Source organism: Pseudomonas sp. WC1 (genome assembly GCF_050586565.1).
Taxonomy (GTDB): domain Bacteria; phylum Pseudomonadota; class Gammaproteobacteria; order Pseudomonadales; family Pseudomonadaceae; genus Aquipseudomonas.
The window spans coordinates 18,689-41,924 of sequence record NZ_JBOBDQ010000035.1 but is presented as its reverse complement, the minus strand read 5'-3'; the positions used below and the strand labels follow the sequence as shown (position 1 = coordinate 41,924).

Here is a 23,236-nt window from a genome sequence, read left to right as displayed (position 1 = left end):
GAACCCTTTCCGTCGAGCGGAACACCTTTGATCTTGTCCGACAATCCCGCCTTGCCTAAAATACCGCCGCCGCTTTCCGGCCCACTCCCCATGGATCCCGGGGCTTATGCAGTTGCGAGCATGACGTTGCCCACCCGATCACCACGATCCGCCCTGTACAAGTCACACCCCGAGCTGGTCCTCAATCTGGGCAGCTGCCTTGCCGTGCTCGCCATCGTGGCCATCGTCGGCTACCTGCTGGCCCGCGAGCGCGACAGCGTCGAGCAATCGGAAATGCGCTCGTCGAGCAACATCGTGCAACTGATCGAAAGCGACATCCTGCGCAACGTCGAGCTCTACGACCAGTCGCTCAAGGGCCTGATCTGGGCCGTGCAGCACCCCGAGCTGCTCAACGTGCCGACCAAGCTGCGCCAGCAGATCCTGTTCAACCAGGCTTTCTCCGCCCCGGTGCGCGGTGACATTCTCTGGCTCGATGCCAAGGGCGACGTGCTCGGCGACTCCACCAGCGCGGTGCCGCGCCAGGCCAACTTCGCCGACACCGTGGCCTTCCAGGCGCACCGCGACCGCCCGGGCCTGGGCCTGCTGATCAGCCCGCCGTTCAAGGCACGGCTGGGCAACCTGGACTGGTGCATCAGTTTCAGCCGGCGCATCTCCGGCGCCAACGGCGAGTTCCAGGGCCTGGCCGCCGGGGCCCTGCGTCTGTCCTATTTCAACGAACTGTTCCAGCGCCTGGATATTGGCGTGGACAGTAGCATCAACCTGCTCAACACCGATGGCCAGCTGCTGGCGCGCCAGCCGACCCGGCCGCAGGATCCACTGATCGGCACCAGCTTCAGCGAGCGCCCCAACTTCAAGCGCATCCTCAGCGAGCGCAGCGGCAGCTTCACAGCCCGCTCGACGGCCTATGAGGGCCAGCGCCTCTACACCTTCGCCCGGGTCGCCGACCTGCCGTTGATCGTGCTGGTGGCCCACTCGGCCGATGAAGTGTTCCAGTCGTGGCGGCGTACCGCGATCGTGGTCAGCGTGGCCACCGGCGTGCTGTGCATTGGCATCCTCTGGCTGACCTTGCTGCTGGGCCGCGAGCTACGTCGGCGCCACGATGCCGAACTGGGTCTGGCCACCCTCGCCGCCACCGACAGCCTCACCGGCCTTGCCAACCGCCGCCGCCTCGACCAGGTGCTGCGCCAGGAATGGGCGCGCGCCCAGCGCAACCGCAAGCCGCTGGCGGTGTTGATGGTGGATGTGGACCACTTCAAGGCCTTCAACCAGCGCCATGGCCATGCCGGTGGCGACCATGTGCTGCGCGAGGTGGCCACCACCATCGAGCTGTGCATCCGCCGCCCTGCGGACCTGGCGGCGCGTTACGGCGGAGAGGAGTTCCAGGTGGTGCTGCCGGAAACCGAGTTGGCCGGCGCCCGGTTGCTGGCCGAGCGGATTCGCGCCAGTGTCGAGGCGATGCCGCCATTCGGCGATGACGAGCGGTCGGTGACGGTCAGTGTGGGGATTGGCCTGCATATCCCCGGTACCCATCAGGACCTGGCGGCGCTGCTGGGCGATGCGGACGAGGCGTTGTATCGAGCCAAGGCCAATGGGCGGAATCGGGTGGAAGGACCCGAGGGGTGAGTCATGGGGCCGTTACACGGCCCTTTCACCGCGGTTCGTCGCCACGACAAGCCGGCTCCCACAGGGTTCGCTCCAGCTTCAAGCCATGCGCGATCTTGTGGGAGCCGGCTTGCCGGCGAAAGGGCCGCTCAGCGGCCCCTTGCTACTTACGACCGAGCGCGGGCTGCGTTACGCAGAGCCTTCACCTGGTCATGATTGCGCTGCACGCCCTGCAGTTGTTTCTCTACCAAGGCATACGAAGCGTCATTGGCCGAGCGCCCCAGTTTGACCAGCTTCTCGCGGGCTTCCTTGTAGGCCTTCAGCGCATGGTCTTCACCACGCTCCACTTCATTGAGCACCGCCTCTTCATCCTTGCCGGTGACCATCGACTTGAGGTTGACCCAGCCACGGTGCAGGTCGCCGCTGATGCTGGTGCTGGTTTCCGGATCACCGCCCAGCCGGCGCACTTCACTTTGCAGCTCGGCCGCAGCACTGGCGCACTCGCTGGCACGCTGCACGAAGAACGCTTTCAGTTCAGGGTTCTTCACATCCTCGGCGGAGGTCTTGAAGCCTTTCTCACCATCCTTGCTGTACTCGATCAGGTCGTTGAGTACGTCGATCGTGTCTTTGTTGGGGTTACTCATGGCAACAACTCCTTGGCAGGTGATAGTCACCTTGATCGGAGCAGGCTTCGTGCCAGGCCCAGCAAATAAAAATAAATGATATAAATCAGTAACTTGAAGATTTAATAAACACACCGTTAAACGGCGTTCTGCATGATCGCCGCTTGGGTCGTCGTGCAGTTTGCAGTAAGGTCGCGCTTCAACCACCACCGGCCACCGCCCGATGAAACCCGAAACCCTGCAACTGCTGGTAACCCGCACCATGCCTTTTGGCAAGTACCAGGGGCGGATCATCGCCGACCTGCCCGGGGACTACCTGGCATGGTTTGCCCGCAAGGGCTTCCCGCCGGGGGAGCTGGGAGGGTTGCTGGCGCTGATGCACGAGATCGACCACAACGGATTGGGCGATCTGCTGAAACCGTTGCGGGGCAAGACCAGGGGTTGAAGCACTTGATGGCCCTATCGCGGGGCAAGTCGCATCGGCGCACCGCCGCTCCCACGCCTTGTCAGCGGCTCCGCGACAGGATCCTGCGGGATTAGCCCTTGGCCGGCGCCACCACCATCTCCACCTGCTCGCTCTTCTTGATCAGCGCGTACACCACCGCCGTCAGCAGGCTGCCGGCGACGATGGCCAGCAGGTACAACAGCGCATGGTTGATCGCGTTGGGGATCAGCAGCACGAACAGCCCGCCATGGGGCGCCATCAGCTTGCAGCCGAAATACATCGACAAGGCCCCGGTCAGCGCGCCGCCGGCGATGCTCGCCGGAATCACCCGCAGCGGGTCCTTGGCGGCGAACGGGATCGCGCCCTCGGAGATGAAGCACAGGCCCAGCGCCAGCGCCGCCTTGCCAGCCTCGCGCTCACTCTGGGCGAACTTGCGCCGGGCCAGGAAGGTGGCGATGCCCAGGCCGATCGGCGGCACCATGCCGGCGGCCATGGTCGCGGCCATCGGCGCGTAGCTCGACGAAGCCAACAACCCCACCGAGAAGGCATAGGCGGCCTTGTTGATCGGCCCGCCGAGGTCGACGCACATCATGCCGCCGAGCAGCAACCCGAGCAGCACGGCGTTGGTGGTGCCCATGCTGTCGAGGAAGTGGGTCAGTCCCGCGAGCATGGCCGCCACGGGCTGGCCAACCACGTAGATCATCACCAGGCCGGTGAACAGGCTGGCCAGCAGCGGGATGATGAGGATCGGCTTGAGCGCGTCGAGGCTGCTGGGCAGGCGCACCCAGCGGGCGATGGCCTTGGCGCTGTAGCCGGCCAGGAAGCCGGCGACGATGCCGCCGATGAACCCCGCCCCGAGCGTGCTCGCCAACAGGCCACCGATCATCCCGGGCGCCAGGCCCGGGCGGTCGGCAATGGACCAGGCGATGTAGCCGGCGAGCAGCGGCACCATCAACTTGAACGCCGCCTCGCCGCCGATCTGCATCAAGGCGGCGGGCAGCGTGCCGGGCTCCTTGTAGGCCTCGATGCCGAACACGAACGACAAGGCGATCAGCAAGCCGCCGGCCACCACCATCGGCAGCATGAACGAGACTCCGGTCAGCAGGTGCTTGTAGACGCCGGTCTTCTCGGCCGGCGGCATCGCGCCGGTCGCCCCCGCTGCCTCCACCTTGCCCTCGGCCAGTGCCTTGTCCAGCGTGGCGCGGGCCTGCTTGAGGGCGATGCCGGTGCCGCAACGGTAGATGCGCTTGCCGGCGAAGCGCGCGGCCGGTACTTCGATATCGGCGGCCAGCAACACCACATCGGCTGCGGCGATGGCCTCGGCCGGCAGCGGATTGCGTGCGCCGACCGAGCCCTGGGTTTCCACGGTGAGCTGGTAGCCCATGGCCTGCGCCGCCTGTTGCAGGGCTTCGGCGGCCATGAAGGTGTGGGCCACGCCCGTCGGGCAGGCGGTCACAGCGACAATCTTCGGCCCACCATGCACCGGGGTTTGCGCCACCTGCACCTGGGCGCCGGCAGCGGCCTCGTCGAGGAAGCCTTCACGGTCGGCCAGGGCCTGGGCCGGCGTGCTCTGGTACAGGCGCTTGCCGGCAAAGCGCGCCAGGTCCACCGGCCCGGTGCTGACCACCAGCACCCAGTCGGCCTCGGCGATCTGCGTTGGCGTCAGGCGCAGCTCCGGGTGTTCGGCGTCGTGCACCTCGACGCAGGTTTTCCAACCCCGACGCTGGGCTGCGGCGGCCAACAGACGGGCGCTGAGCACGCTGGACACCTGGCCGTTGGGGCAGGCGGTGACAATGGCAATGTTCATCAGCAGCCCTCTTCTTGTTGTTCTGTAAGGCGCACGGCGGCTTCCAGGCGCTCCAGTTGCTCACGGTCGTGAATGCCGAAGCCGACCTGGGTGACTGCCTGGGCGGCGATGGCGGTGGCGCGACGCAAGGTAGCGGCGGGCGCTTCGGCCTGGAGCAGGCCATGGACCATGCCCGCGACCAGCGAATCACCGGCGCCGACGGTACTGGCGATGCGCACTTTCGACGGTTGCGCATGCAGCGCCAGGCCAGCGGCGAACCAGTTCACGCCCTGCTCGCCCTGGGACACCACCACATGCTCGACGCCAGTGGCGAGCAGCCGCCGTGCGGCCGCGCGTTGCTCGTCCGCGCCCTGCACCGGCAGCCCGAGGACTTCACCCAGCTCCTCGGTGTTGGGCTTGACCAGCCAGGGCGCGGCCTGCAGGCCTGCGCGCAAGGCTTCGCCGCTGCTATCCAGGGCCACCTTCAGGCCCTGCGCCTTGAGCATCAGCAGCAGCTCGCGCAACCACTCGGGGCTGATCCCCCGTGGCAGGCTCCCGGCCACCACCACGGCGTCATGCCCCGGGGCTACGTGTGCCAGACGTTGCAGCAAGGCGTTGCGGGCGGCCTCGTCGACCTGCGGCCCTGGCCCGTTGATATCGGTGACCTGGCCATCGGCCTCGACCAGCTTGATGTTGCTGCGGGTCTCGCCGGGCACGCGGACGAAGCAGTCGGCGAACCCACGCCAGGCAATCAGCGCTTCGAACGGCGCCAGGTTGTCGAGTCCGAGAAAACCGCCGACGGTCACGCTGTGGCCCAGGTCGGCCAGCACCTGGGCGACGTTCAGCCCCTTGCCGGCGGCATGGCTGTGCTGCGCCTGGCTGCGGTTGACCGCGCCTGCACGCAGGCGCTCGAGGCTGATGGTGATATCCAGCGCTGGGTTGAGGGTGAGGGTGAGGATCTTGGCCATCAGTAACGCTCCACCAGCGCCCGGACTGCCTCGGCGCTGTCTTGTTGCAGGGCCTCGCGCGCCAGGGCGCGGGCCGTCGAAAGGTCGGCCTGGCGCACCAGGGCCTTGACTTCAGGAATGCTGCGGGCGGCGACGCTCAGTTCGTCCACCTCCAGGCCCAGCAGCACGGCCACCGCCTGCGGGTCGGCCGCCAGCTCGCCGCACACGCCCACCCACTTGCCCTGGGCATGGGCGGCGCGCACGGTCATGTCGATCAGGTTGAGCACCGCCGGGTGCAGGCCATCGGCCTGTGCCGACAGGCTCGGGTGACCGCGGTCGATGGCCAGGGTGTACTGGGTCAAGTCGTTGGTGCCGATGCTGAAGAAATCCACTACACGGGCCAGTTGCGGCGCCAGCAAGGCGGCCGACGGCACCTCGACCATGATGCCCACCTGCAGGTCGGCCACCGGGATCTCCTGGCGCAGGCGCTCGACCATGGCCTTGGCGGCGCGCCATTCATGGAGCTGGCCGACCATCGGGAACATGATGCGCAGCGGACGGTTGTCCGCAGCACGTAGCAAAGCGCGCAGCTGGTCTTCCATCACCTGCGGGCGTTGCAGGGTCAGGCGCACGCCGCGCACGCCCAGGAAGGGGTTTTCCTCAGCCGCGATCGGCCAGTACGGCAAGGGCTTGTCGCCCCCGACGTCGAGCGTGCGCACCACCAGTGGCCGTCCGTCCAGGCCATCAAGCACCCGACGGTACTCGGCTTCCTGGGTCGCCACGTCGGGCAGTTGCGGGTGGGCCATGAAGATCAGTTCGGTGCGCAACAGACCTATGCCTTCGGCACCTTGCTCCACCACCTTGTCGATGCCGTTGCTCTGGCCGATGTTGGCGAACACTTCAACGGCATGGCCGTCGCGCGTCCGCGCGGGCTCATGGCGGTTGGCCCAGGCGATCTGCAGCCGACGCTCGCGGGCATCACGCTCTGCCAGGGCTCGTTGCAACTCGGACTCGGCTGGCGCAACCACAACCTGCCCGCGCTGGCCATCAAGCAGCAGCGGCGTGCCGCTCTCCAGCAACAGCACGGCCGCCCCGGCCCCGACCACCGCCGGGATGCCCAGGGCCCGGGCGACGATGGCGCTGTGGGCGGTGGCGCCACCCTGCGCGGTGACGATGCCGGCGACCCGTGCCGGGTCCAGGCGCGCCACGTCCGAAGGGCCGACTTCGACCATCACCAGCACATAGGGCTGCTCTGGCTCGGCGCTGTCCTTGACGCCGCACAGTTGCGCCAGCACCCGACGACCGATATCGCGCAGATCGGCGGCGCGCTCGGCCAGCAGCGCATCGTGCAGGGCCTCCTGCTGGCGGGCGGCGGCTTCGATCACCGCCATCCACGCAGCGGCGGCGCTTTCGCCCTGGGCCAGGCGCAGCTCGACGTCGTCGGTCAGGGCCGGGTCGGCGAGCATTTCCTGATGGGTGACAAAAATTTCGCCGATGGCCTTGTCGCTGCGTTGCACCAGGGCCTGAAGATCGGCGTGCACCGTGTCGATGGCCTGGCGCAGCCTGGCCCGCTCCTGGGCAGGCGACTCTCCGCGCAGCGGGTAGTCGATATCGCGCTCGACCTGGACATGGGCCGGACCGCTGGCGATGCCCGGCGCCGCAGCGACGCCTTGCAGCGTGCTGCCTGGCGTCGGGGCCTGCAGGGCGGACATCGGCGCCTCGTCCTGCACCGCTGTGGGCGGCAGTGGGTCCACCTCCTCGCCCAGGCCCTGCTCGATGGCTGCCAGCAGTACCGGCAAGGCATCGGCGGCGATATCGGGCTCGGCGATCAGTTCCAGCACCTGGCCACGGCGAGCGCCGAGGCTGAGCAGCTTGCTCAGGCTCTTGACCGAAACGGCGGGCTGGGCGCTGTCGTGCAGCCGTATGCGGATCTCGCCCTCGAAGCCCTTGGCCAGCTGCGCCAGTACCTTTGCAGGGCGAGCATGCAGGCCATGGGCGTTGGCCAGTACTATCCGGGCGCTCGGCCAGTCGGCGGGCGCCTCGCCGCCGAGCACTTCGAGCACGGCGCGGCTGCTGGTGGCCTGGTAGAGCATCTGCCCACGGCCTTCGATCAACACCTCGCACAGGCGCTCGAGCAGGGCTTGATGCGCCGCTCCGAGGCTGGCCAGGCAGAACAGGCCATTGAGCGGTTGATCGCGGTAGCGCAACGGTTGTTGCGGGGTGACGAAGGCCAACCCCGGTTGGCGCACCTCACGTTCGCTGTGCAGCCACCACAGGCCTTCACCCAGCGGCAGCGGCTCGGTCTGCTGCAGCACGGCGGCAAAGCCGCTGTCGGCACAACCGGCGCGTTGCAACAGACGAGCGCCGCGCCAGGCCAGTTCGTCGAAGTCTTCCGCCGCCAGGTTGAGGCCGACCAGCTGGGCATCCAGCGCCAGCTCGCGTGGCGCTCCTTGCAGTAACTTGAGCAGTGCCTCGGCGCTGCCGGAGCGACGCAGCGCCTCGGCCAGGTCGGTTTCACCAAGGGCGCGGGTCAGCAGTTGCAGCAGGCGCAAATGTTCATCGGAGCGGGCGGCGATGCCGATGGCCAGGTAGACGATCTGGCCGTCGCCCCAGTCCACGCCGTCGGGAAACTGCAGCAGGCGTACGCCCGTGGCAAACACCAGCTCGCGGGTCTGCGGCGTGCCGTGGGGGATGGCGATGCCCTGGCCAAGGAAGGTCGAGCCCTGTGCCTCCCGGGCTTGCAGCCCCGCCAGGTAACCCTCGGCGACCAGACCATCGGCAACCAGTCGATCGGCCAGCAGCGCCAGTGCCTCGCCTTTGTCGGCGGCACGCTGGCCCATGGCAATCTGCTCAACGGCAAGCTCGAGCATGACCCTCTCCTTTTGCGGCAGCCCCGTCGGCTACCGAGGTATTGTTGTGGAATTCGACGGCAAAAGCCGCCGAAACGATCAGCACAACCGGCGAAGACTGATTTTCAGGCAGGAAAATTCGCCTTGCTGAAACGTTTAATCTGACCAAGCGGCCACGTTACTCGATAATCTGCCAACGAAAAAGCCCCATCCTGTCGGACAATTGCGACAATGGTCGTCTGCGCGCGGGTCCGTCGATGGGTGAAACTAGCCGGTCAAGCCCCGCAGGCAGTCCCGGAAACAACAAGGAAAATTCGGTGAAACTCAGCGATATCGCCCGTCTGGCCGGTGTGTCCGTGACCACCGCCAGCTACGTCATCAATGGCAAGGCCGAACAGCAGCGCATCAGCAGCAGCACCGTCGAGCGCGTGCGTGCGGTGGTCGAGGCCCACGGCTTCACCCCGAACCCCCAGGCCGCCGGCCTGCGCAGCCGCCACACCCGCACCCTGGGCTTCATTCTCCCGGATCTGGAGAACCCCAGCTACGCCCGCATTGCCAAGCAGCTGGAGCAAGGCGCCCGTGCCCGTGGCTACCAACTGCTGATCGCCAGCAGCGACGACCAGCCCGACAGCGAACGCCAATTGCAGCAGCTGTTCCGTGCCCGGCGCTGCGACGCACTGTTCGTCGCCAGTTGCCTGCCGCCGGAAGACGAGAGCTACCGCGAGCTGCAGGCCAAGGGCCTGCCGGTGATCGCCATCGACCGGCGCCTGGACCCGGCGCACTTCTGCTCGGTGATCAGCGATGACCGCGACGCCAGCCGCCAGCTGGCCCAGAGCCTGTTGAAAACCCGCCCGCGCAGCATCGCCCTGATCGGCGCCCGCCCCGAGCTGTCGGTGAGCCAGGCCCGCGCCGGTGGCTTCGACGAAGCCTTGCAAGGTTTCGACGGCGAAGTGCGCCGCTACCAGGGCGAAGCCTTCAGCCGCGAGTGCGGCCAACGCCTGATGCAACAGCTGATCGATGAACTGGGTGGCCTGCCAGATGCATTGGTGACCACTTCGTACGTGCTGCTGCAAGGTGTGTTCGACACGCTGCAGGCGCGCCCCGACGACTCACGCCAACTGCAGCTGGGCACCTTCGGCGACAATCAGTTGCTCGATTTCCTGCCGCTGCCGGTCAATGCCATGGCCCAGCAGCACGGCCTGATCGCCGCCACCGCGCTGGAACTGGCCTTGGCCGCCATCGAGGACAAGCGCTACGAGCCCGGCGTGCACGCCATCGGTCGCACCTTCAAGCAGCGGATCGCCAAGGCCTGACCATGCGCCTGATCGACACCCACACCCACCTCGACTTCGCCGATTTCGACGCCGACCGCCCGCGCCTGCTGGCCAACGCGGCGTCGCGCGGGGTGGAGCGCATGGTGGTGCTGGGGGTGTACCAGGACAACTTCCAGCGAGTCTGGGACCTGGCCTGCGCCAACGAAGGCGTGTACGCGGCGCTGGGGCTGCACCCGATCTACCTCGAGCAGCACCTTCCCGAGCACCTGGCGCAGTTGCGCGACTGGCTCGAACGCCTGCGCGGCAATCCACGTCTGTGCGCGGTGGGTGAGTTCGGCCTGGACTTCTACCTGCCCGAACTGGACCCGACGCGCCAGCAGGCGTTGTTCGAGGCCCAGCTGCAACTGGCCTGCGACTTCGAGCTGCCGTCGCTGCTGCACGTGCGCCGCAGCCACGCCCAGGTGATCGCCACGCTCAAGCGCTACAAGCCGGTGCGGGCAGGGATCATCCATGCCTTTGCCGGCAGCTACGAGGAGGCGCGGGAATACATCAAGCTCGGTTTCAAGCTGGGACTCGGCGGCGCCGCCACCTGGCCCCAGGCATTGCGCCTGCGCAAGACCCTGCCGCGCCTGCCGCTGGACAGCGTGGTGCTGGAGACCGACGCACCGGACATGGCGCCGGCGATGTTCCCGGGGCAGCGCAACAGCCCCGAGCACCTTCCCGAGATTGCCGGGGCGCTGGCCGAAGTCATGGGGATCGAGACAACGCTGCTGGCAGAGGCCAGCAGTCGCAATGCCTGCGGGGTGTTTGGCTGGCAGTCCGACACAGGATCCGCGTCGGCCTCGATCATACCCTGAACGCCCCGATCAACCGCTTGAGCTCCACCACCTGCGCCGACAACGCCCGGCTGGCATCTTCGGTCTGACAAGCGCCTTCGGTGGTGTCCTGCGCCGCACGGTTGATCGCCACAATGTTCTGGTCAATGTCGTGGGCCACGGCGGTCTGCTGCTCGACGGCGGCGGCGATCTGCTGGTTCTGTTCGACGATCCCGCCGACCGCGCCAAGGATGTTGCCCAGTGCCTGCTGCACCTGACGCGCTTCGTCCACGGTGCCTGCGGCCATCTGATGGCTGCTGCCCATCACCCGCACCGCCGCGCCCACGCCTTCGCGCAGGCGCTGGATCATCTGCGCGATCTCCTCGGTGGAGTCCTGGGTGCGCCTGGCCAGGGTGCGCACCTCGTCGGCGACCACGGCAAACCCCCTGCCCTGCTCACCGGCCCGGGCCGCTTCGATGGCAGCGTTGAGGGCCAGCAGGTTGGTCTGCTCGGCGATGCTGCGGATCACCTCCAATACCCGACCGATGGCCTGGCTGTCGCCCGCCAGCTGGTTAACCGCCGCCACGCTCTGGTCGATCTCGCCGGCCAGGCGGGCGATGCTGCCCTGCTGGCTTTCCACCAGGTCGCGGCCCGAGGCACTCTCATGGTTGACCCGCTGCGCGCCTTCGGCGGCCAAGGCCGCGCTGCGGGCGACCTCCAGCGCGGTGGCGCTCATCTGGTTCATGGCCGTGGCCACCTGCTCGATCTGCTCGCGCTGGCCACTGACCGCCTGGTTGCTGCGGCTCGACACCGAAAGCACCTGGCCGGCCTGCTCCTCGACCGTGGACACGGTCTTGCCGACCTGTTCGATCAGCCCGCGAATGCGCCGCACGGTCTCGTTGAAACCACGCCCCAGTTCGCCCAGTTCGTCCCGGCTGCTGGCCTGGAAGCTGATGGTCATGTCGCCTGCGGCCACCTTGTCCATGGCGGTGCCCAGGTTGCCGAGGGTTTCCCGGGTGGAGACGTAGAAGCCGCTGTAGAGGTAGATGATCAATGCGAAGACGCAGGCCAAGGCCGCCACCAGCGCGACCGTGCGCAGGCGGTGCTGGCCGAGGCGCTCTTCCAGTTGCCCATGCAGATGGGCCAGAACGGCATCGTTCAAGCGGTAAGTCTGCGCCATCAGGTCGCTGGTCTGCTGGTAGAAACCGGCCCACGGCGCGTCCAGGCTCTCGGCCACCACCACCTGGTCCTCGAACAGGGTCGCCGCCTGCTTGACGGTGGCCTGGCTGGCCTGGGCGCTACCGGCGAGCGCGAGCTTGAGCCCGGCATCGGTTGCCAGGGCGTCATCCAGGCGAATGGCGTAATCGGCGGACAAGCGCTCCAGGCGCTGTAGCAGGTCTTCGAAACGCGCGCTGCCCGAGGAGTCCATGAAGCCACGACCCAGGGCCACCGCGCCCATTGCCCGGCCCTCACCGATGGCCTGGGTCACCTGGGCGGTGGCATTGCCGAGCAGCTCGCTCAACTGACGCACCGAGGCCTGACTGTCCTGGCTGAGCCCCGACTGGCTGGCCACCAGCTTGCCCAGCACCTGGGCCTGGGCCAGCAACTTGTCGAACAGCGCCGCCTTGTTCTGCAGCGAGCTTTCGTCACGGGCACTGGCAAAGGCCTCGGCCAGCTCGGCACGCTTGGCCTCGAACACAGGGTCGCTACCCTTGAGGCCATCGAGCCGGGCCTGGACCTTGTCCTGCAGCGCCGCGATGCGGCTTTCCACATCGCCGGCCTGGCCCGACTGGCCCAGCACGGCGTTGATCTGCAGCAGGTTGCCGAGGGTCTCCAGGTCGCCGCGCAACGTCAGGCTCTCGGACAACGGCGCCAGCCCCTGCAATTCGCCACGGGTGGCCTGGAGCTGGCTGTAGGCGTCGCGTACCAGATAAAAGCTGGTGACCAGCATGGGCAGGAAAAACAGGACGCTGATCAGGCTGAACTTCATGCCGAAGCTCAGCCGATTCATCAGTGCGATGGCCGGATAGAGCAGACGCTTCACAGGTCACCTCCTTGAATTCTTGTTGTTCTGCGGGGTAGCACTAGGCCACCTAGGGCCAGTGGCCTTGTATAGCGCAGATTGGAATCAAGGTTTGTAACTTATGGTTAAGCGATCAGTTCGGTAGCGAACTGCTCAGACCAACACGGTCCACAGGGCAAAGCAGGCATACCACAGCACCGCGCAGCGCAGCAGCAGCTCCCACAGGCTGTCCAGCCGCTCAAGACCGCGCTGGCGGTCCTCTTCCTCAGGGATGTCGTCGGCCACCCGGCCGACCTTGGCCACCAGGTGCCCGGCGCTGACGTGCCAGTCGAGCAGCTCGTGCAGCATCACGCGGGTCACCGCGACGAAGTTGCCGACCAGGGCGAAACTCACCGTCATCACCCGTACCGGCAGCCAGTCCATGGCGTGGCGCAGTTGCCCGGCCAGGCTCTGCAAGGCGGGCTGACGGCTGTTGTCCATGGTCAGCGCCAGCAGGCGGTAGGCCAGCGCCGCCGCCGGGCCGAGCAGGAAGTACCAGAAGATCACCGCGAAGAAGCTCTGGTAGGCCTGCCACAGCAGGTGGCCCTGAACCCGCTTGATCAAGCTCTGGGCATCGTCGGCGGCCAACCCCAGGTCGCGCTCGGCCACGTGCAGCGCGGCCTGTTCGTCACCCCGGCGCCAGGCGTCGCGAAACGGGCCCAGCGCCGCCTTTACATCGCCGCGCCCCAGGCTGTAGATCAATACCAGCAGGTGCACCGGCAACGCCAGCAAGCCATAGGCCACCGGCTCCAGCACATGCAAAAGCAGCACGAGCAGCGCCACCGGTGCCAGGATCAGGATACTCAGCGTCCACCACGGGTGGACCTTGCCGCTGCGCTCCAGGCGCACCAGCTCGCCCAGATAGAAGCTGTCGCGCTGCAACCGCTGGCGCAGGGCCGAGAACTTCTCGACCCACAATGCCAGCACCAACACCAGAAAACTCATGCCTTGTCCTCGTTGCGTTGCAGGGCAGCCCGGTAGCGCAGCCAGTCGAATGCCGGGCCCGGGTCGGTCTTGCGCTGCGGGGCGATTTCGTTGTGGCCACAGATGCGCTGGGCGTCGATCACTGGCCAAGCCGCGCGGATCTCGCGGGTCAGCCGCTCCAGGGTGGCGTACTGGGCATCGGTGTAGGGCAGTTCGTCGGTGCCCTCCAGCTCGATGCCGATGGAAAAATCGTTGCAGCCCTCGCGCTCGCCGAAGCGCGACACGCCGGCATGCCAGGCGCGGTCGAGCAACGAGACGAACTGGGTCACCGCGCCATCGCGCTCGACGAACAGGTGCGCCGAGACGGTCAGGTGGTTGATGGTCGCGAAGTACGGGTGCTCGTCCGGGTCCAGGCGGTTCTGGAAGAACTGTTGCACCTTGCCGGTGCCGAAGCAGGCCGGAGGCAGGCTGATGTTGTGGATGACCAGCAGCGCAATGGCCTCACCTTCGGGGCGGGCGTTGAAGTTCGGCGAGGGGCAGTGGCTGACGCCGGTGAACCAGCCGGTCGCGCGGTCCAATTGCATGGTGCAGATCCTGAAATGACGCCCGAGACAGATGGTCAGTATGCCGTGGGCGGCCAGTGCTTGCATGTAAATGATTGTGCAGGAGGCTTCAGCTTTGCTGTGCCTGCTGCCCACGCAATTGCTCCAGCACCGCCTCCAGCGCCCGCTCGAACAACAGGCCATCGTCCAGCAGGCGTACCTCGCCACGGCGCAGGGCCATGGCCAGGCCCATGCGGTTCCATTCGCGCACCTTCATGCCGGTGCGGTTGCTGAAGACCAACCGGTCATTGCTGTCGATACGCGCCACCAGCTTGCAGCGCAGCGGCTCGTCGTCGTCCATCACCTCGACCCAGGTGCCGACCTGCAACCGCTGTACCTGATGAACGGCAGGGACATGCTCGTCGAGCGGCAGGCCAGCGTCCAACTCGGACTCATCGCTGACGACCAGCACGATATCGTCCTCCACCCACACTTCGTCCAGCGCGGCATCCGCCTCCGGCGTAGCGCCACAGGCGCGCTGGTGCAGCTTCTCCAGTTGCAGGAAGAAATCACGGGTGGCGGCGGAGTCCAGCGCCACCCCCGCCAGACCGTCGCGCAGCGCCTTGAGCAGGCCCGGCACCTGCTCAAGCAGGCGCTGCGGCTCACGGTACGGAGCAATGCTGACCAGCAGGTCGTCCACCGTCGCCAGGGCCTCGGCCCAGGCTGGCGAAGCCTCACCCTGCTTCAGCCAGGCCAGCAGCAGCACCTGGCTCCAGGATTGAACCAGCATCTGCACCACCACCTGCGGCAGCACCCGGCCATGCAGGCGGTCGTTGAGCTCCTGCTGCACACGCTGGCGGGCCAGCAGCGTACGGGCGCGGCCCTCCTCGGCGTCACGGGTGCGCTGTTCGAGCAGTTCGTTGCGCCGACGTTCATCCTGGCTGAAAGCGAGAAACTCATCGAGCAGTTCATCAAACAGGGCGCAATCGTCGGAAAAGTCATTGAGCAGGCGCTGCACGATCCGCTCGACGCGCAGGTGCAGGCTGTCGCGCAGCCCCTCGGCCTCGGTCTCCCAGCCAATGGCCGCGGCGGCTATTTCGTTGAGCAGGCGGCGCGCCGGGTGGCTGCCACGGCTGAACATGCCCTTGTCGATCAGCGCCACCTTGAGCACTGGAATATGCAGGCGCACGAGCAACGCACGCAGGCTGGCCGGCAGGTTGTGGTCACCCTGGATGAAGGTGAACAGCAGGTCGACCAGGTTGATCGTGTCTTCGTCGTCGGTGGCAATGCGCCGCCGCGTGCCGCTGCGCACGCTGACCCGCAACAGCAGTTGCTCCAGCTGCTGGCCGAGGTTGAAGTCATCCGGCTCGCCAGGGGCCGGCACATAGTGCTGCAAGTGGGTGAGCAGGCGCAGCAGGTCGCCGGTACTGGTAGGCTGGGCCGCACCGGCCGCCTGCAAACGCGGCGTGACCCGCCCGCGCACCGGCGCCAGCAGCGCCTGCACCGAGGCGAAGAACGCCTGGCCGGCGGAGTCGGGCAGACCGCCCGGCATGACGCTGGCCGGCACGCGCCTGGCAATGCCGCGCCGGTCCTCGGCACGGCGCCGTGGCGCGGGCAGCAGGTCCGGCAGCACGCCGGCACTGGCGAGCAACTGGCTGGCCTCGCCGTAGAGCAGGTCGAGGTCGCGCAGCACATAACGCTCGTACAGCTTGAGCAGCACCATCTTGACGTTGGCGCCGACCCCCAGGTTGCGCCCGGCATCCAGGAAGTAACCGCAGAGGTTGCCTGGCCCGAGTGGGTTGTGCGCGGTCTCCAGCGGCACTTCCAGCAACGTGGTGAAGCGCAGGTTCAGTTGATCGAGCAGAAACCCGTCACGCGACAGCACCCGATCGACCATGGCCTGCACGGCCACGGTTCGCTCCAGCGCCGACCTGTCCTGGGTCTGTGACCTGACCAGGGCCTCGAGCCCACCGCCCTGGCCGATACGGGCAAAGGCGTCGTAGAAGGTGTCGAGGAACCCGCGCTCGATGCTCTTGCGCTTCAGGCGCAGGTCGCGCATGGCTTCGAAGTACAGGTTCTGGTCGAGTCGGCCACTGGCCTTGTCGGCCATTTCGAAAAGGGTGTCGTCAGCATTGTCGAACAGCGCCTGCAAGCCCTGGCGCAATTGCAGCGCGGCTTTGTCGCGCACCTGCAGGAGCAGGACCGGAAGGCATGGCGAGGGCGCGCGCGCACCCCGGTCGATGGCCGCCGCCAAGGGCACCACCTTGCCTTCATCATGCATCCCGGACTCCTTGCTGGATGTTGCGTTGTTCGACTGGAAGATAAATCGTCAAAGCTATGACGCCAATTACAAGGCGCCATTATCGGTGAAAATTCTGGCAGCTGCCAGCACGCCTTTCGCACGCCTCAACGGACAATGCATTTGCAGAATTGCTCAAACCGCCTGACCAAAGGTCATCGGCACGGCAGCTGTACACGCCGCCCCCCTGCCCTATAATCGCCGGCACCTAGCTTGTGGAGCCGACCATGCCGAACCTACGCCTCGCCGACCTGACCGCCGAAATCGAAGCCAACGTGCGCCGCGCGCTGCTCGAGGACATCGGCGGCGGCGATATCACCGCCCAGTTGATCCCGGCCGAGCGCCTGGCCAAGGCGACCATCATCACCCGCGAGGACTGCGTGATCGCAGGCTCCGCCTGGGTCGATGCGGTGTTCCGCCAGCTCGACCCGCGGGTGGCGGTGCACTGGCAGGTGGCCGATGGTGAGCGCGCCACCGCCAACCAGGCGCTGTTCCACCTCGAAGGCCCGGCGCGCTCGTTGCTCAGTGGTGAACGCTCGGCGCTGAACTTCCTGCAACTGCTCTCGGGCGTTGCAACCCGCGCGCGCTTCCTGGCCGACCTGGTCGAGGGCACCCAGGTGCGCCTGCTCGATACCCGCAAGACCCTGCCGGGCCTGCGCCTGGCGCAGAAGTACGCGGTTACCTGCGGCGGCTGCCACAACCACCGCATCGGCCTGTACGACGCGTTCCTGATCAAGGAAAACCATATCGCCGCCAGTGGTGGCGTGGCCGAGGCCGTGGCGGCGGCGCACCGTATCGCCCCGGGCAAGCCGGTGGAGATCGAGGTGGAAAGCCTGGACGAGCTGCGCCAGGCGCTGGCGGCGGGCGCCGATATCGTCATGCTCGACGAATTAAGCCTGGATGAAATGCGCGAAGCGGTACGTATCACTGCTGGCAAGGCCAAGCTCGAGGCCAGCGGCGGGGTCAACGAGACCACCCTGCGAGTGATCGCCGAGACCGGTGTCGACTACATCTCGATTGGTGCGATGACCAAGGATGTGAAGGCGGTTGACCTGTCGATGCGACTGAGCCTGTGAGCTGAATCGCAGGTACAAAAAAACCGGCCAGATGGCCGGTTTTTTCATTGCGAGGCAAGCCCGCAGGGGCTGGATCAGTGCGCGGCGTTGGCCAGGCCGTCCAGGTAACGCTCGACGTCCAGGGCCGCCATGCAGCCAGCGCCGGCGGAGGTGATGGCCTGGCGGTAGACGTGGTCGGCCACGTCGCCGGCGGCGAACACGCCCTCGACGTTGGTGGCGGTGGCGTTGCCTTCACGGCCGCCGTGGACCACAAGATAACCGTCCTTCAGGGTCAGCTGGCCTTCGAACAGCGAGGTGTTCGGGGTGTGGCCGATGGCGATGAACACACCGTCGACCTTGATTTCGTCGAAGCTGCCGTCGTTGTTCTTCAGGCGCGCACCGGTCACGCCCATGTTGTCACCCAGCACTTCGTCCAGGGTGGCGTTGAGCTTGAGTTCGATCTTGCCTTCGGCGACACGGGCGTGCAGCTTGTCGATCAGGATCTTCTCGGCGCGGAAGGTGTCGCGACGGTGTACCAAAGTCACCTTGCTGGCGATGTTGGCCAGGTACAGCGCCTCTTCCACGGCGGTGTTGCCGCCGCCGACGACCGCCACCGGCTTGTTGCGGTAGAAGAAGCCGTCGCAAGTGGCGCAGGCCGACACGCCCTTGCCCATGAAGGCTTCTTCCGACGGCAGGCCCAGGTAGCGAGCGCTGGCACCGGTGGCGACGATCAGCGCGTCGCAAGTGTAGGTGCCGCTGTCACCGCGCAGGGTGAACGGCTTGTTGGCCAGGTCGACGGCGTTGATGTGGTCGAAGACGATCTCGGTCTCGAAACGCTCGGCGTGCTCCTGCATGCGCTGCATCAGGGCCGGGCCGGTCAGGCCGTGGGGGTCGCCCGGCCAGTTGTCGACTTCGGTGGTGGTGGTCAGCTGGCCGCCCGCCTGCATGCCGGTGATCAGCAGCGGCTTGAGGTTGGCGCGGGCGGCATACACCGCGGCGCTGTAACCGGCAGGGCCGGAACCGAGAATGATGACGCGCGAATGACGTACTTCGGACATGTCGAACTCCTGTCGAGCGGGCCGCACGGGGCCGGCGTCTGTGCGCCGGTTGCGCCAGCTGGAATTAAAAGGGACCCACGCAGCACTTGGGGAAGGCTACAACGCGTTGGTCCAAAACCAAAAAAGTTGAGCGCACTGTAGCGAGGCCGCAGAGATTAAGGAAATATCCTTCGACAATCCACCTTATAGACAGTCTCTATCCGCAGAGGAAATAGCCAGGCATTGTGCCTGTGCTTTGTTACACGCCGTTTCCCGGAGGCGCGGCGCCTTTCGTCGGCGCGCCAAACTCGGTAAGGTCAGCGCGTTTTCCTCAAGCGGAGCACTCCGATGCAAGCCCCCGTCCTGTCCGGCCCGCAGTACCTGCGCGAAGGCCTGAAACTGGTCCTGAGCCCCAGCCTGCGCCTGTTCGTGCTGCTGCCCCTGGCGGTCAACCTGCTGCTGTTCGGCGGCCTGATCTACTTTGCCGGCCACCAGTTCAGCCTGTGGGTCGATGCGCTGATGCCCACCCTGCCCGACTGGCTGGGCTTTCTCACCTACATCCTGTGGCCGCTGTTCGTCGCCCTGGTGCTGTTGATGGTGTTCTTCACCTTCACCCTGCTGGCCAACGTCATCGCCGCGCCGTTCAACGGTTTCCTGGCGGAAAAGGTCGAAGTGGTGGTGCGCGGCCAGGACAACTTCCCGCCCTTCAGCTGGAGCGAGCTGATGGCCATGGTGCCACGTACCCTGAGCCGCGAGATGCGCAAGCTTGGCTACTTCCTGCCGCGGGCCATCGGCCTGTTCATCCTGTCGTTCATCCCGGTGGTGAACGTGATCGCCGCGCCGCTGTGGCTGGTGTTCGGTATCTGGATGATGGCCATCCAGTACATCGACTACCCGGCGGACAACAACAAGATGAGTTGGCAGGACATGCTCGCCTGGCTGCGCGCCAAGCGCTGGCAATCGATGGGCTTTGGCGGGATCACCTACCTGGCGCTGATGATTCCGGGAGTCAACGTGCTGATGATGCCGGCAGCGGTGGCCGGAGCCACGTTGTTCTGGGTGCGGGAGCGCACTTGAAAGGGCCGGGGGCGCGTTGCGCCCCTTTCGCCGGCAAGCCGGCTCCCACAGGCACAGCGCAACCCTCTGTAGCAGCCGTCTCGCCGCGGCAGCTAAGCAAGACGCTGAACGGATCAGTGGCTTAACTGGCTGGAAAACTGCCCCACTGCATCCACCACCTTCTTCGCTCCTTCCTGGATCTCGACGATCACCCCGCCGGTATCGGCGGCCAGTGCCAGGCCCTGCTCGGCCTGGCGCTTGCTGGTGTCGATGATGTCCACCGCGGCCTGGGCCAGCTGTTCATTCTGCTGCACCACCTTGGCGATTTCCTCGGTGGCGCTACTGGTGCGCGAGGCCAGTTGGCGCACTTCGTCGGCGACCACGGCGAAACCACGGCCCTGTTCGCCGGCGCGGGCGGCTTCGATGGCGGCGTTGAGCGCCAGCAGGTTGGTCTGCCCGGCGATGTCGCTGATGGTCTTGATGATCGCGCCGATCACCTTCGACTGCTTGTCCAGTGCCTGGATGCCCTCGGCGGCTTCCTGCATCGAGCCCTCCAGCCCACGCATCACCTCGACGGTCTGGGTTACCACGTCGGTGGCCTTGCGCGCGCTGTCGTCGGTTTCCAGCGAGGTGGTGTAGGCGATGTCGGCGGCCTGGGCCACGGCCAGTTCCTGGTTGACTTGGTCGGTGATCACGGTGGCGAACTTGACCACCTTGTAGAGCACGTCGTGGGCGTCGATGATCGGGTTGTACGAGGCTTCCAGCCACACCACGCGGCCATGGGCATCGACGCGCTTGAAGCGCTCGGCAACGAATTCGCCGCGGCGCAGCCTGTTCCAGAACTCCTGGTAGCCCGGCGAATTGGCTTCTTCCGGCTCGCAGAACATGCGGTGCGACTTGCCGCGGATCTGTTCGAGGGTGTAGCCCATGGTCTGCAGGAAGCGGTCGTTGGCGGTCAGCACCTGGCCTTCGAGGTTGAACTCGATCACCGCGGTGGAGCGCATCAGCGCCTTGATCAGGCTCTCATGCTCACGGGACGTCTCGATGGTGCGGGTCAGGTCGCTGGAATGCAGGGAGAAGTACTTGAGGCGCCCGTCGCTGTCCTTGACCGGTTGCAGGATCGAGCGCAGCCAGGCCTCTTCACCGTTGCCACGCAGCAGGCGGAAGGCGCCGTTGAGATGCTCGCCCCGGGTGATGGCGTGTTTCATGCGCTGGTAGAAATCGAGCTTCTTCACATGGGCCGGGACGATCTCCTCGATATTGCGCCCGATGAGCTGCTCGGCGCGGTAGCCCATTTCGGCCTCGAAGTTGCCGTTGACCGACTCGATGCGCCCCTGTGGATCGAGCTGGAGCACCAGCATCTCGCTGTCGAGGCTGTTCTTGACCTGCTCGATGGACATCAGTTCTTCGCGCAGTTGCTGGATTTCTTTCTTCAGTTTGCTATTGAACATGGCCGCTCTCCCGGAGCGTATTCCCGTAGTCGAATGCATCTGCATCGGCTGCGTCCCGTGAGTTCTTGAGTGCGTTGCAAGGAAATATTCATACGGATGAAACTGCCGGAAATCAGGCGTCATCCGCACGTCACAAAGGCGTCATATGGCCGCAACGGGGGCGGCGGACACTTTTTGTCATGAACACACCGTCCTTGCGCATCACCCTGGTCAGCGAAACCTTCCCACCCGAGATCAATGGCGTGGCCAACACCCTTGGCCGCCTCAGCGAGGGTCTGCGCCAGCGCGGGCATCAGGTCGAACTGATCCGCCCGCGACAGGCCGCCGACAGCGCAACGGGCAACGATGACGAACTGCTGCTGTGCCGTGGCTGGCCACTGCCCGGTTACCCCGGCCTGCAGTGGGGCGAAGTGTCGATGCACAAGCTATGGCGTCGTTGGCGTCGGCAGCGTCCGGACGTGCTGTACATCGCCACCGAAGGCCCCTTGGGCCTGAGCGCCCTGCGCGCCGCCCGGCGCCTGGGCGTGGCAGTAGTCAGTGGCTTTCACACCAACTTTGCGCAGTATTCGGGGCAGTATGGCCTGGGGCTGCTGTCGCGACTGCTCACCCACTACCTGCGCTGGTTCCATCGGCGTACCGCCATCACCCTGGTGCCCAGCATCAGCCAGCGCCTGGAGCTGGAACGCCGCGGCTTCGAACGCCTCGGCCTGATGGCCCGTGGTGTCGACTCCGGCCTGTTCAACCCGGCACGGCGCAGCCAGGCCCTGCGCGGGCAGTGGGGGCTGGGCGTGGATGACCTGGCCGTGCTGCACGTCGGACGCCTGGCCGCAGAGAAAAACCTGGCCTTGCTGCGCCCTTGCATGGAAGCCCTGCGCAAGGCCTACCCGCACCGGCGGCTGCGCCTGGTGATCGTCGGCGATGGCCCACTGCGCGGCCAGCTCGAACAGCAGTTGCCCGATGCGGTGTTCTGCGGTGCGCAGCGCGGCGAGGTACTGGCCGAGCACTATGCCAGCGGCGATTTATTCCTGTTCCCGAGCCTGACCGAGACCTTTGGCAACGTGGTGCTCGAGGCGCTTGCCTCGGGCCTTGCCGTGGTCGCCTACGATGAAGCCGCCGCCGCCCAGCACATCCGCCACGGCCATAGCGGTGCGTTGGCCATGCCGGGTGACCAGGCGGCATTCATCGACGCCGCTTGCTGGTTGCTGGAGGAAAGCGAAACCCTGCGCCGGGTGCGCCTCAACGCTCGCCAGCACGCCAGCCGCCAGGGCTGGCCGGCGATCATCGAACAGTTCGAGGGTTACCTGTACGGAGCCTGCCGCGAGTTGCAGAGCACCCGCGAACAGACGCCGCCCCTGGTGATCAAGCCAGGGTCGTCAGCGCCTCACGGCTGAACGGCAGCACGTCTCCCTCACGCCCATCGCGAACCTTGCGCGCCCATTCGGCATCCACCAGCAAGGCGCGGCCCACGGCCACCAGGTCGAACTCCTGGTCCTGCAAGCGTTGCAGCAAGCCTTCGAGGCTGGCCGGCCTGGCCACCTTGTCGGTAGCGACCATGAACTGCAGGAACTCGCCATCCAGGCCGACACTGCCCACGGTGATGGTCGGCTTGCCGGTGAGCTGGCGGGTCCAGCCGGCCAGGTTCAGCTCGCTGCCCTCGAATTCTGGCTCCCAGAAGCGCCGGGTAGAGCAGTGGAAGATATCCACGCCCGCGTCGGACAAGGGCTTGAGGAACGCTGCCAGGGCCTCGGGGGTTTGCACCAGGCGTGCGTTGTAGTCCTGCTGCTTCCATTGCGAGAAGCGCAGGATGATCGGGAAATCCGCGCCCACGGCCTGGCGCACGGCCTGGATCAGTTCGATGGCGAAACGCGAGCGTCCGGCCAGGTCACCGCCGTATTCGTCGTCGCGACGGTTGCTGGCCTCCCAGAAGAACTGGTCGATCAGGTAGCCGTGGGCGCCGTGGATTTCCACACCGTCCATGCCGATGGCCTGGGCATCGCGCGCGGCCTGGGCGAAGGCGGCGATTACCTCGCGAATGTCGTCGTGGCTCATCTCCTGGACCAGTACCTGGCCATCCTTCTCCTTGCCGCTCGGGCCATAGCCCGGCACCTCGGCATCCGGCTCGGTGCCCAGGCGGCGCACACTGCCCACGTGCCACAGTTGCGGCACGATGCGCCCGCCTTCGGCATGGACCGCGTCGACTACACGTTTCCAACCGGCCAGGGCATCTTCACCGTGGAAGCGCGGCACGTTGGGGTAGCCATTGGCGGCCTTGTGCCCGACCGTAGTGCCTTCGGTGATGATCAGCCCGACCCCGGCTGCGGCACGACGGCGGTAGTAATCGACCACACCGTCATGGGGCACGCCCCCGGGGCAGAGGGTACGGGTCATCGGTGCCATGACCACGCGGGTCGGCAGGTCAAGGGAGCCTAGGGTGAAAGGCTGGAACAGAGGGTTGCTGGACATGCGGCG

General features: G+C 66.4%; 17 protein-coding genes and 3 pseudogenes. 7 read left to right on the top strand and 13 right to left on the bottom strand.

Going from position 1 to position 23,236, the window contains the following annotated elements:
* Positions 1-126 precede the first annotated feature (126 nt).
* Positions 127-1,623 (top strand): GGDEF domain-containing protein, encoded by a 1,497-nt coding sequence (locus ACQ4OD_RS16480; protein ID WP_110700680.1) that lies wholly within the window; start codon positions 127-129, stop codon positions 1,621-1,623.
* A gap of 146 nt (positions 1,624-1,769) precedes the next feature.
* Here ACQ4OD_RS16480 and ACQ4OD_RS16475 read toward each other — a convergent pair whose 3' ends face one another.
* Positions 1,770-2,246 (bottom strand): ferritin-like domain-containing protein, encoded by a 477-nt coding sequence (locus ACQ4OD_RS16475; RefSeq protein WP_430944587.1) that lies wholly within the window; start codon positions 2,244-2,246, stop codon positions 1,770-1,772.
* 202 nt (positions 2,247-2,448) lie between these two features.
* Between ACQ4OD_RS16475 and ACQ4OD_RS16470 the strand changes: the two genes are divergently transcribed.
* A complete protein-coding gene (locus ACQ4OD_RS16470; protein WP_031315465.1) occupies positions 2,449-2,670 on the top strand; it encodes a DUF3820 family protein in 222 nt (73 codons plus the stop codon).
* Between the two features lie 91 nt (positions 2,671-2,761).
* Here the strand turns inward: ACQ4OD_RS16470 and ACQ4OD_RS16465 are convergent, their stop codons facing one another.
* The 3 genes from ACQ4OD_RS16465 to ptsP are packed head-to-tail and all read right to left on the bottom strand — an operon-like array spanning position 2,762 to position 8,273.
* On the bottom strand, positions 2,762-4,477 hold the full coding sequence (locus ACQ4OD_RS16465) for a PTS fructose-like transporter subunit IIB (protein WP_430944586.1): 1,716 nt from the start codon (positions 4,475-4,477) through the stop codon (positions 2,762-2,764).
* Entirely contained in the window at positions 4,477-5,424 is a 948-nt protein-coding gene (pfkB, locus tag ACQ4OD_RS16460) for a 1-phosphofructokinase (protein ID WP_430944585.1), read from the bottom strand. The genes ACQ4OD_RS16465 and pfkB overlap by 1 nt, the downstream gene beginning before the upstream one ends.
* A complete protein-coding gene (gene ptsP, locus ACQ4OD_RS16455) occupies positions 5,424-8,273 on the bottom strand; it encodes a phosphoenolpyruvate--protein phosphotransferase (protein ID WP_258599255.1) in 2,850 nt (949 codons plus the stop codon). Before ptsP ends, pfkB begins: the two co-directional genes overlap by 1 nt.
* 296 nt (positions 8,274-8,569) lie before the next feature.
* On the opposite strand from ptsP, the gene cra reads away from it, so the two are divergent.
* Positions 8,570-9,565 carry a catabolite repressor/activator gene (cra, locus tag ACQ4OD_RS16450; RefSeq protein ID WP_102682508.1) on the top strand — a complete coding sequence of 332 codons (996 nt, stop codon included), beginning with the start codon at positions 8,570-8,572 and terminating at the stop codon, positions 9,563-9,565.
* A 2-nt stretch (positions 9,566-9,567) separates the two neighbouring features.
* A complete protein-coding gene (locus ACQ4OD_RS16445) occupies positions 9,568-10,383 on the top strand; it encodes a TatD family hydrolase (RefSeq protein ID WP_139668691.1) in 816 nt (271 codons plus the stop codon).
* On the opposite strand, the gene ACQ4OD_RS16440 is transcribed toward ACQ4OD_RS16445, so the two are convergent.
* From ACQ4OD_RS16440 to ACQ4OD_RS16420, 5 genes and pseudogenes are all read right to left on the bottom strand, one after another.
* Positions 10,373-11,077 carry a methyl-accepting chemotaxis protein gene (locus ACQ4OD_RS16440; protein ID WP_371919248.1) on the bottom strand — a complete coding sequence of 235 codons (705 nt, stop codon included), beginning with the start codon at positions 11,075-11,077 and terminating at the stop codon, positions 10,373-10,375. The genes ACQ4OD_RS16445 and ACQ4OD_RS16440 overlap by 11 nt on opposite strands.
* A 153-nt stretch (positions 11,078-11,230) precedes the next feature.
* Positions 11,231-11,521 (bottom strand): annotated as a pseudogene (locus ACQ4OD_RS16435) (HAMP domain-containing protein); the annotation flags it as partial.
* Positions 11,522-12,517: 996 nt separating this feature from the next.
* Positions 12,518-13,348: a regulatory signaling modulator protein AmpE gene (gene ampE, locus ACQ4OD_RS16430; protein WP_198755211.1), complete on the bottom strand. Its 831-nt coding sequence runs from the start codon at positions 13,346-13,348 to the stop codon at positions 12,518-12,520.
* The gene (ampD, locus tag ACQ4OD_RS16425; RefSeq protein WP_430944584.1) at positions 13,345-13,911 is read right to left on the bottom strand and encodes a 1,6-anhydro-N-acetylmuramyl-L-alanine amidase AmpD; all 567 of its coding nucleotides are present in this window, start codon (positions 13,909-13,911) and stop codon (positions 13,345-13,347) included. The genes ampE and ampD overlap by 4 nt, the downstream gene beginning before the upstream one ends.
* Before the next feature lie 88 nt (positions 13,912-13,999).
* Entirely contained in the window at positions 14,000-16,150 is a 2,151-nt protein-coding gene (locus tag ACQ4OD_RS16420) for a DUF1631 domain-containing protein (RefSeq protein ID WP_430944583.1), read from the bottom strand.
* A gap of 245 nt (positions 16,151-16,395) precedes the next feature.
* Here ACQ4OD_RS16420 and nadC point away from each other — a divergent pair, with 245 nt between their 5' ends.
* Positions 16,396-17,244: a carboxylating nicotinate-nucleotide diphosphorylase gene (gene nadC, locus ACQ4OD_RS16415; RefSeq protein WP_110700602.1), complete on the top strand. Its 849-nt coding sequence runs from the start codon at positions 16,396-16,398 to the stop codon at positions 17,242-17,244.
* 74 nt (positions 17,245-17,318) lie between these two features.
* Here the strand turns inward: nadC and trxB are convergent, their stop codons facing one another.
* Positions 17,319-18,281 (bottom strand): thioredoxin-disulfide reductase, encoded by a 963-nt coding sequence (trxB, locus tag ACQ4OD_RS16410; RefSeq protein ID WP_430944582.1) that lies wholly within the window; start codon positions 18,279-18,281, stop codon positions 17,319-17,321.
* 327 nt (positions 18,282-18,608) lie between these two features.
* On the opposite strand from trxB, the gene cysZ reads away from it, so the two are divergent.
* A complete protein-coding gene (gene cysZ, locus ACQ4OD_RS16405) occupies positions 18,609-19,337 on the top strand; it encodes a sulfate transporter CysZ (RefSeq protein WP_111531689.1) in 729 nt (242 codons plus the stop codon).
* Positions 19,338-19,450: 113 nt separating this feature from the next.
* Here cysZ and ACQ4OD_RS16400 read toward each other — a convergent pair.
* Positions 19,451-19,870 (bottom strand): annotated as a pseudogene (locus tag ACQ4OD_RS16400) (methyl-accepting chemotaxis protein); the annotation flags it as partial.
* A 174-nt stretch (positions 19,871-20,044) separates the two neighbouring features.
* Positions 20,045-20,677 (bottom strand): annotated as a pseudogene (locus ACQ4OD_RS16395) (PAS domain-containing protein); the annotation flags it as partial.
* A gap of 269 nt (positions 20,678-20,946) precedes the next feature.
* On the opposite strand from ACQ4OD_RS16395, the gene ACQ4OD_RS16390 reads away from it, so the two are divergent.
* Positions 20,947-22,158, top strand: a complete 1,212-nt coding sequence (locus tag ACQ4OD_RS16390) for a glycosyltransferase family 4 protein (protein WP_198755209.1) — start codon at positions 20,947-20,949, stop codon at positions 22,156-22,158.
* On the opposite strand, the gene ACQ4OD_RS16385 is transcribed toward ACQ4OD_RS16390, so the two are convergent.
* Positions 22,127-23,230 carry an NADH:flavin oxidoreductase gene (locus ACQ4OD_RS16385; protein ID WP_198755208.1) on the bottom strand — a complete coding sequence of 368 codons (1,104 nt, stop codon included), beginning with the start codon at positions 23,228-23,230 and terminating at the stop codon, positions 22,127-22,129. The genes ACQ4OD_RS16390 and ACQ4OD_RS16385 overlap by 32 nt on opposite strands.
* Between the last annotated feature and the right edge of the window lie 6 nt (positions 23,231-23,236).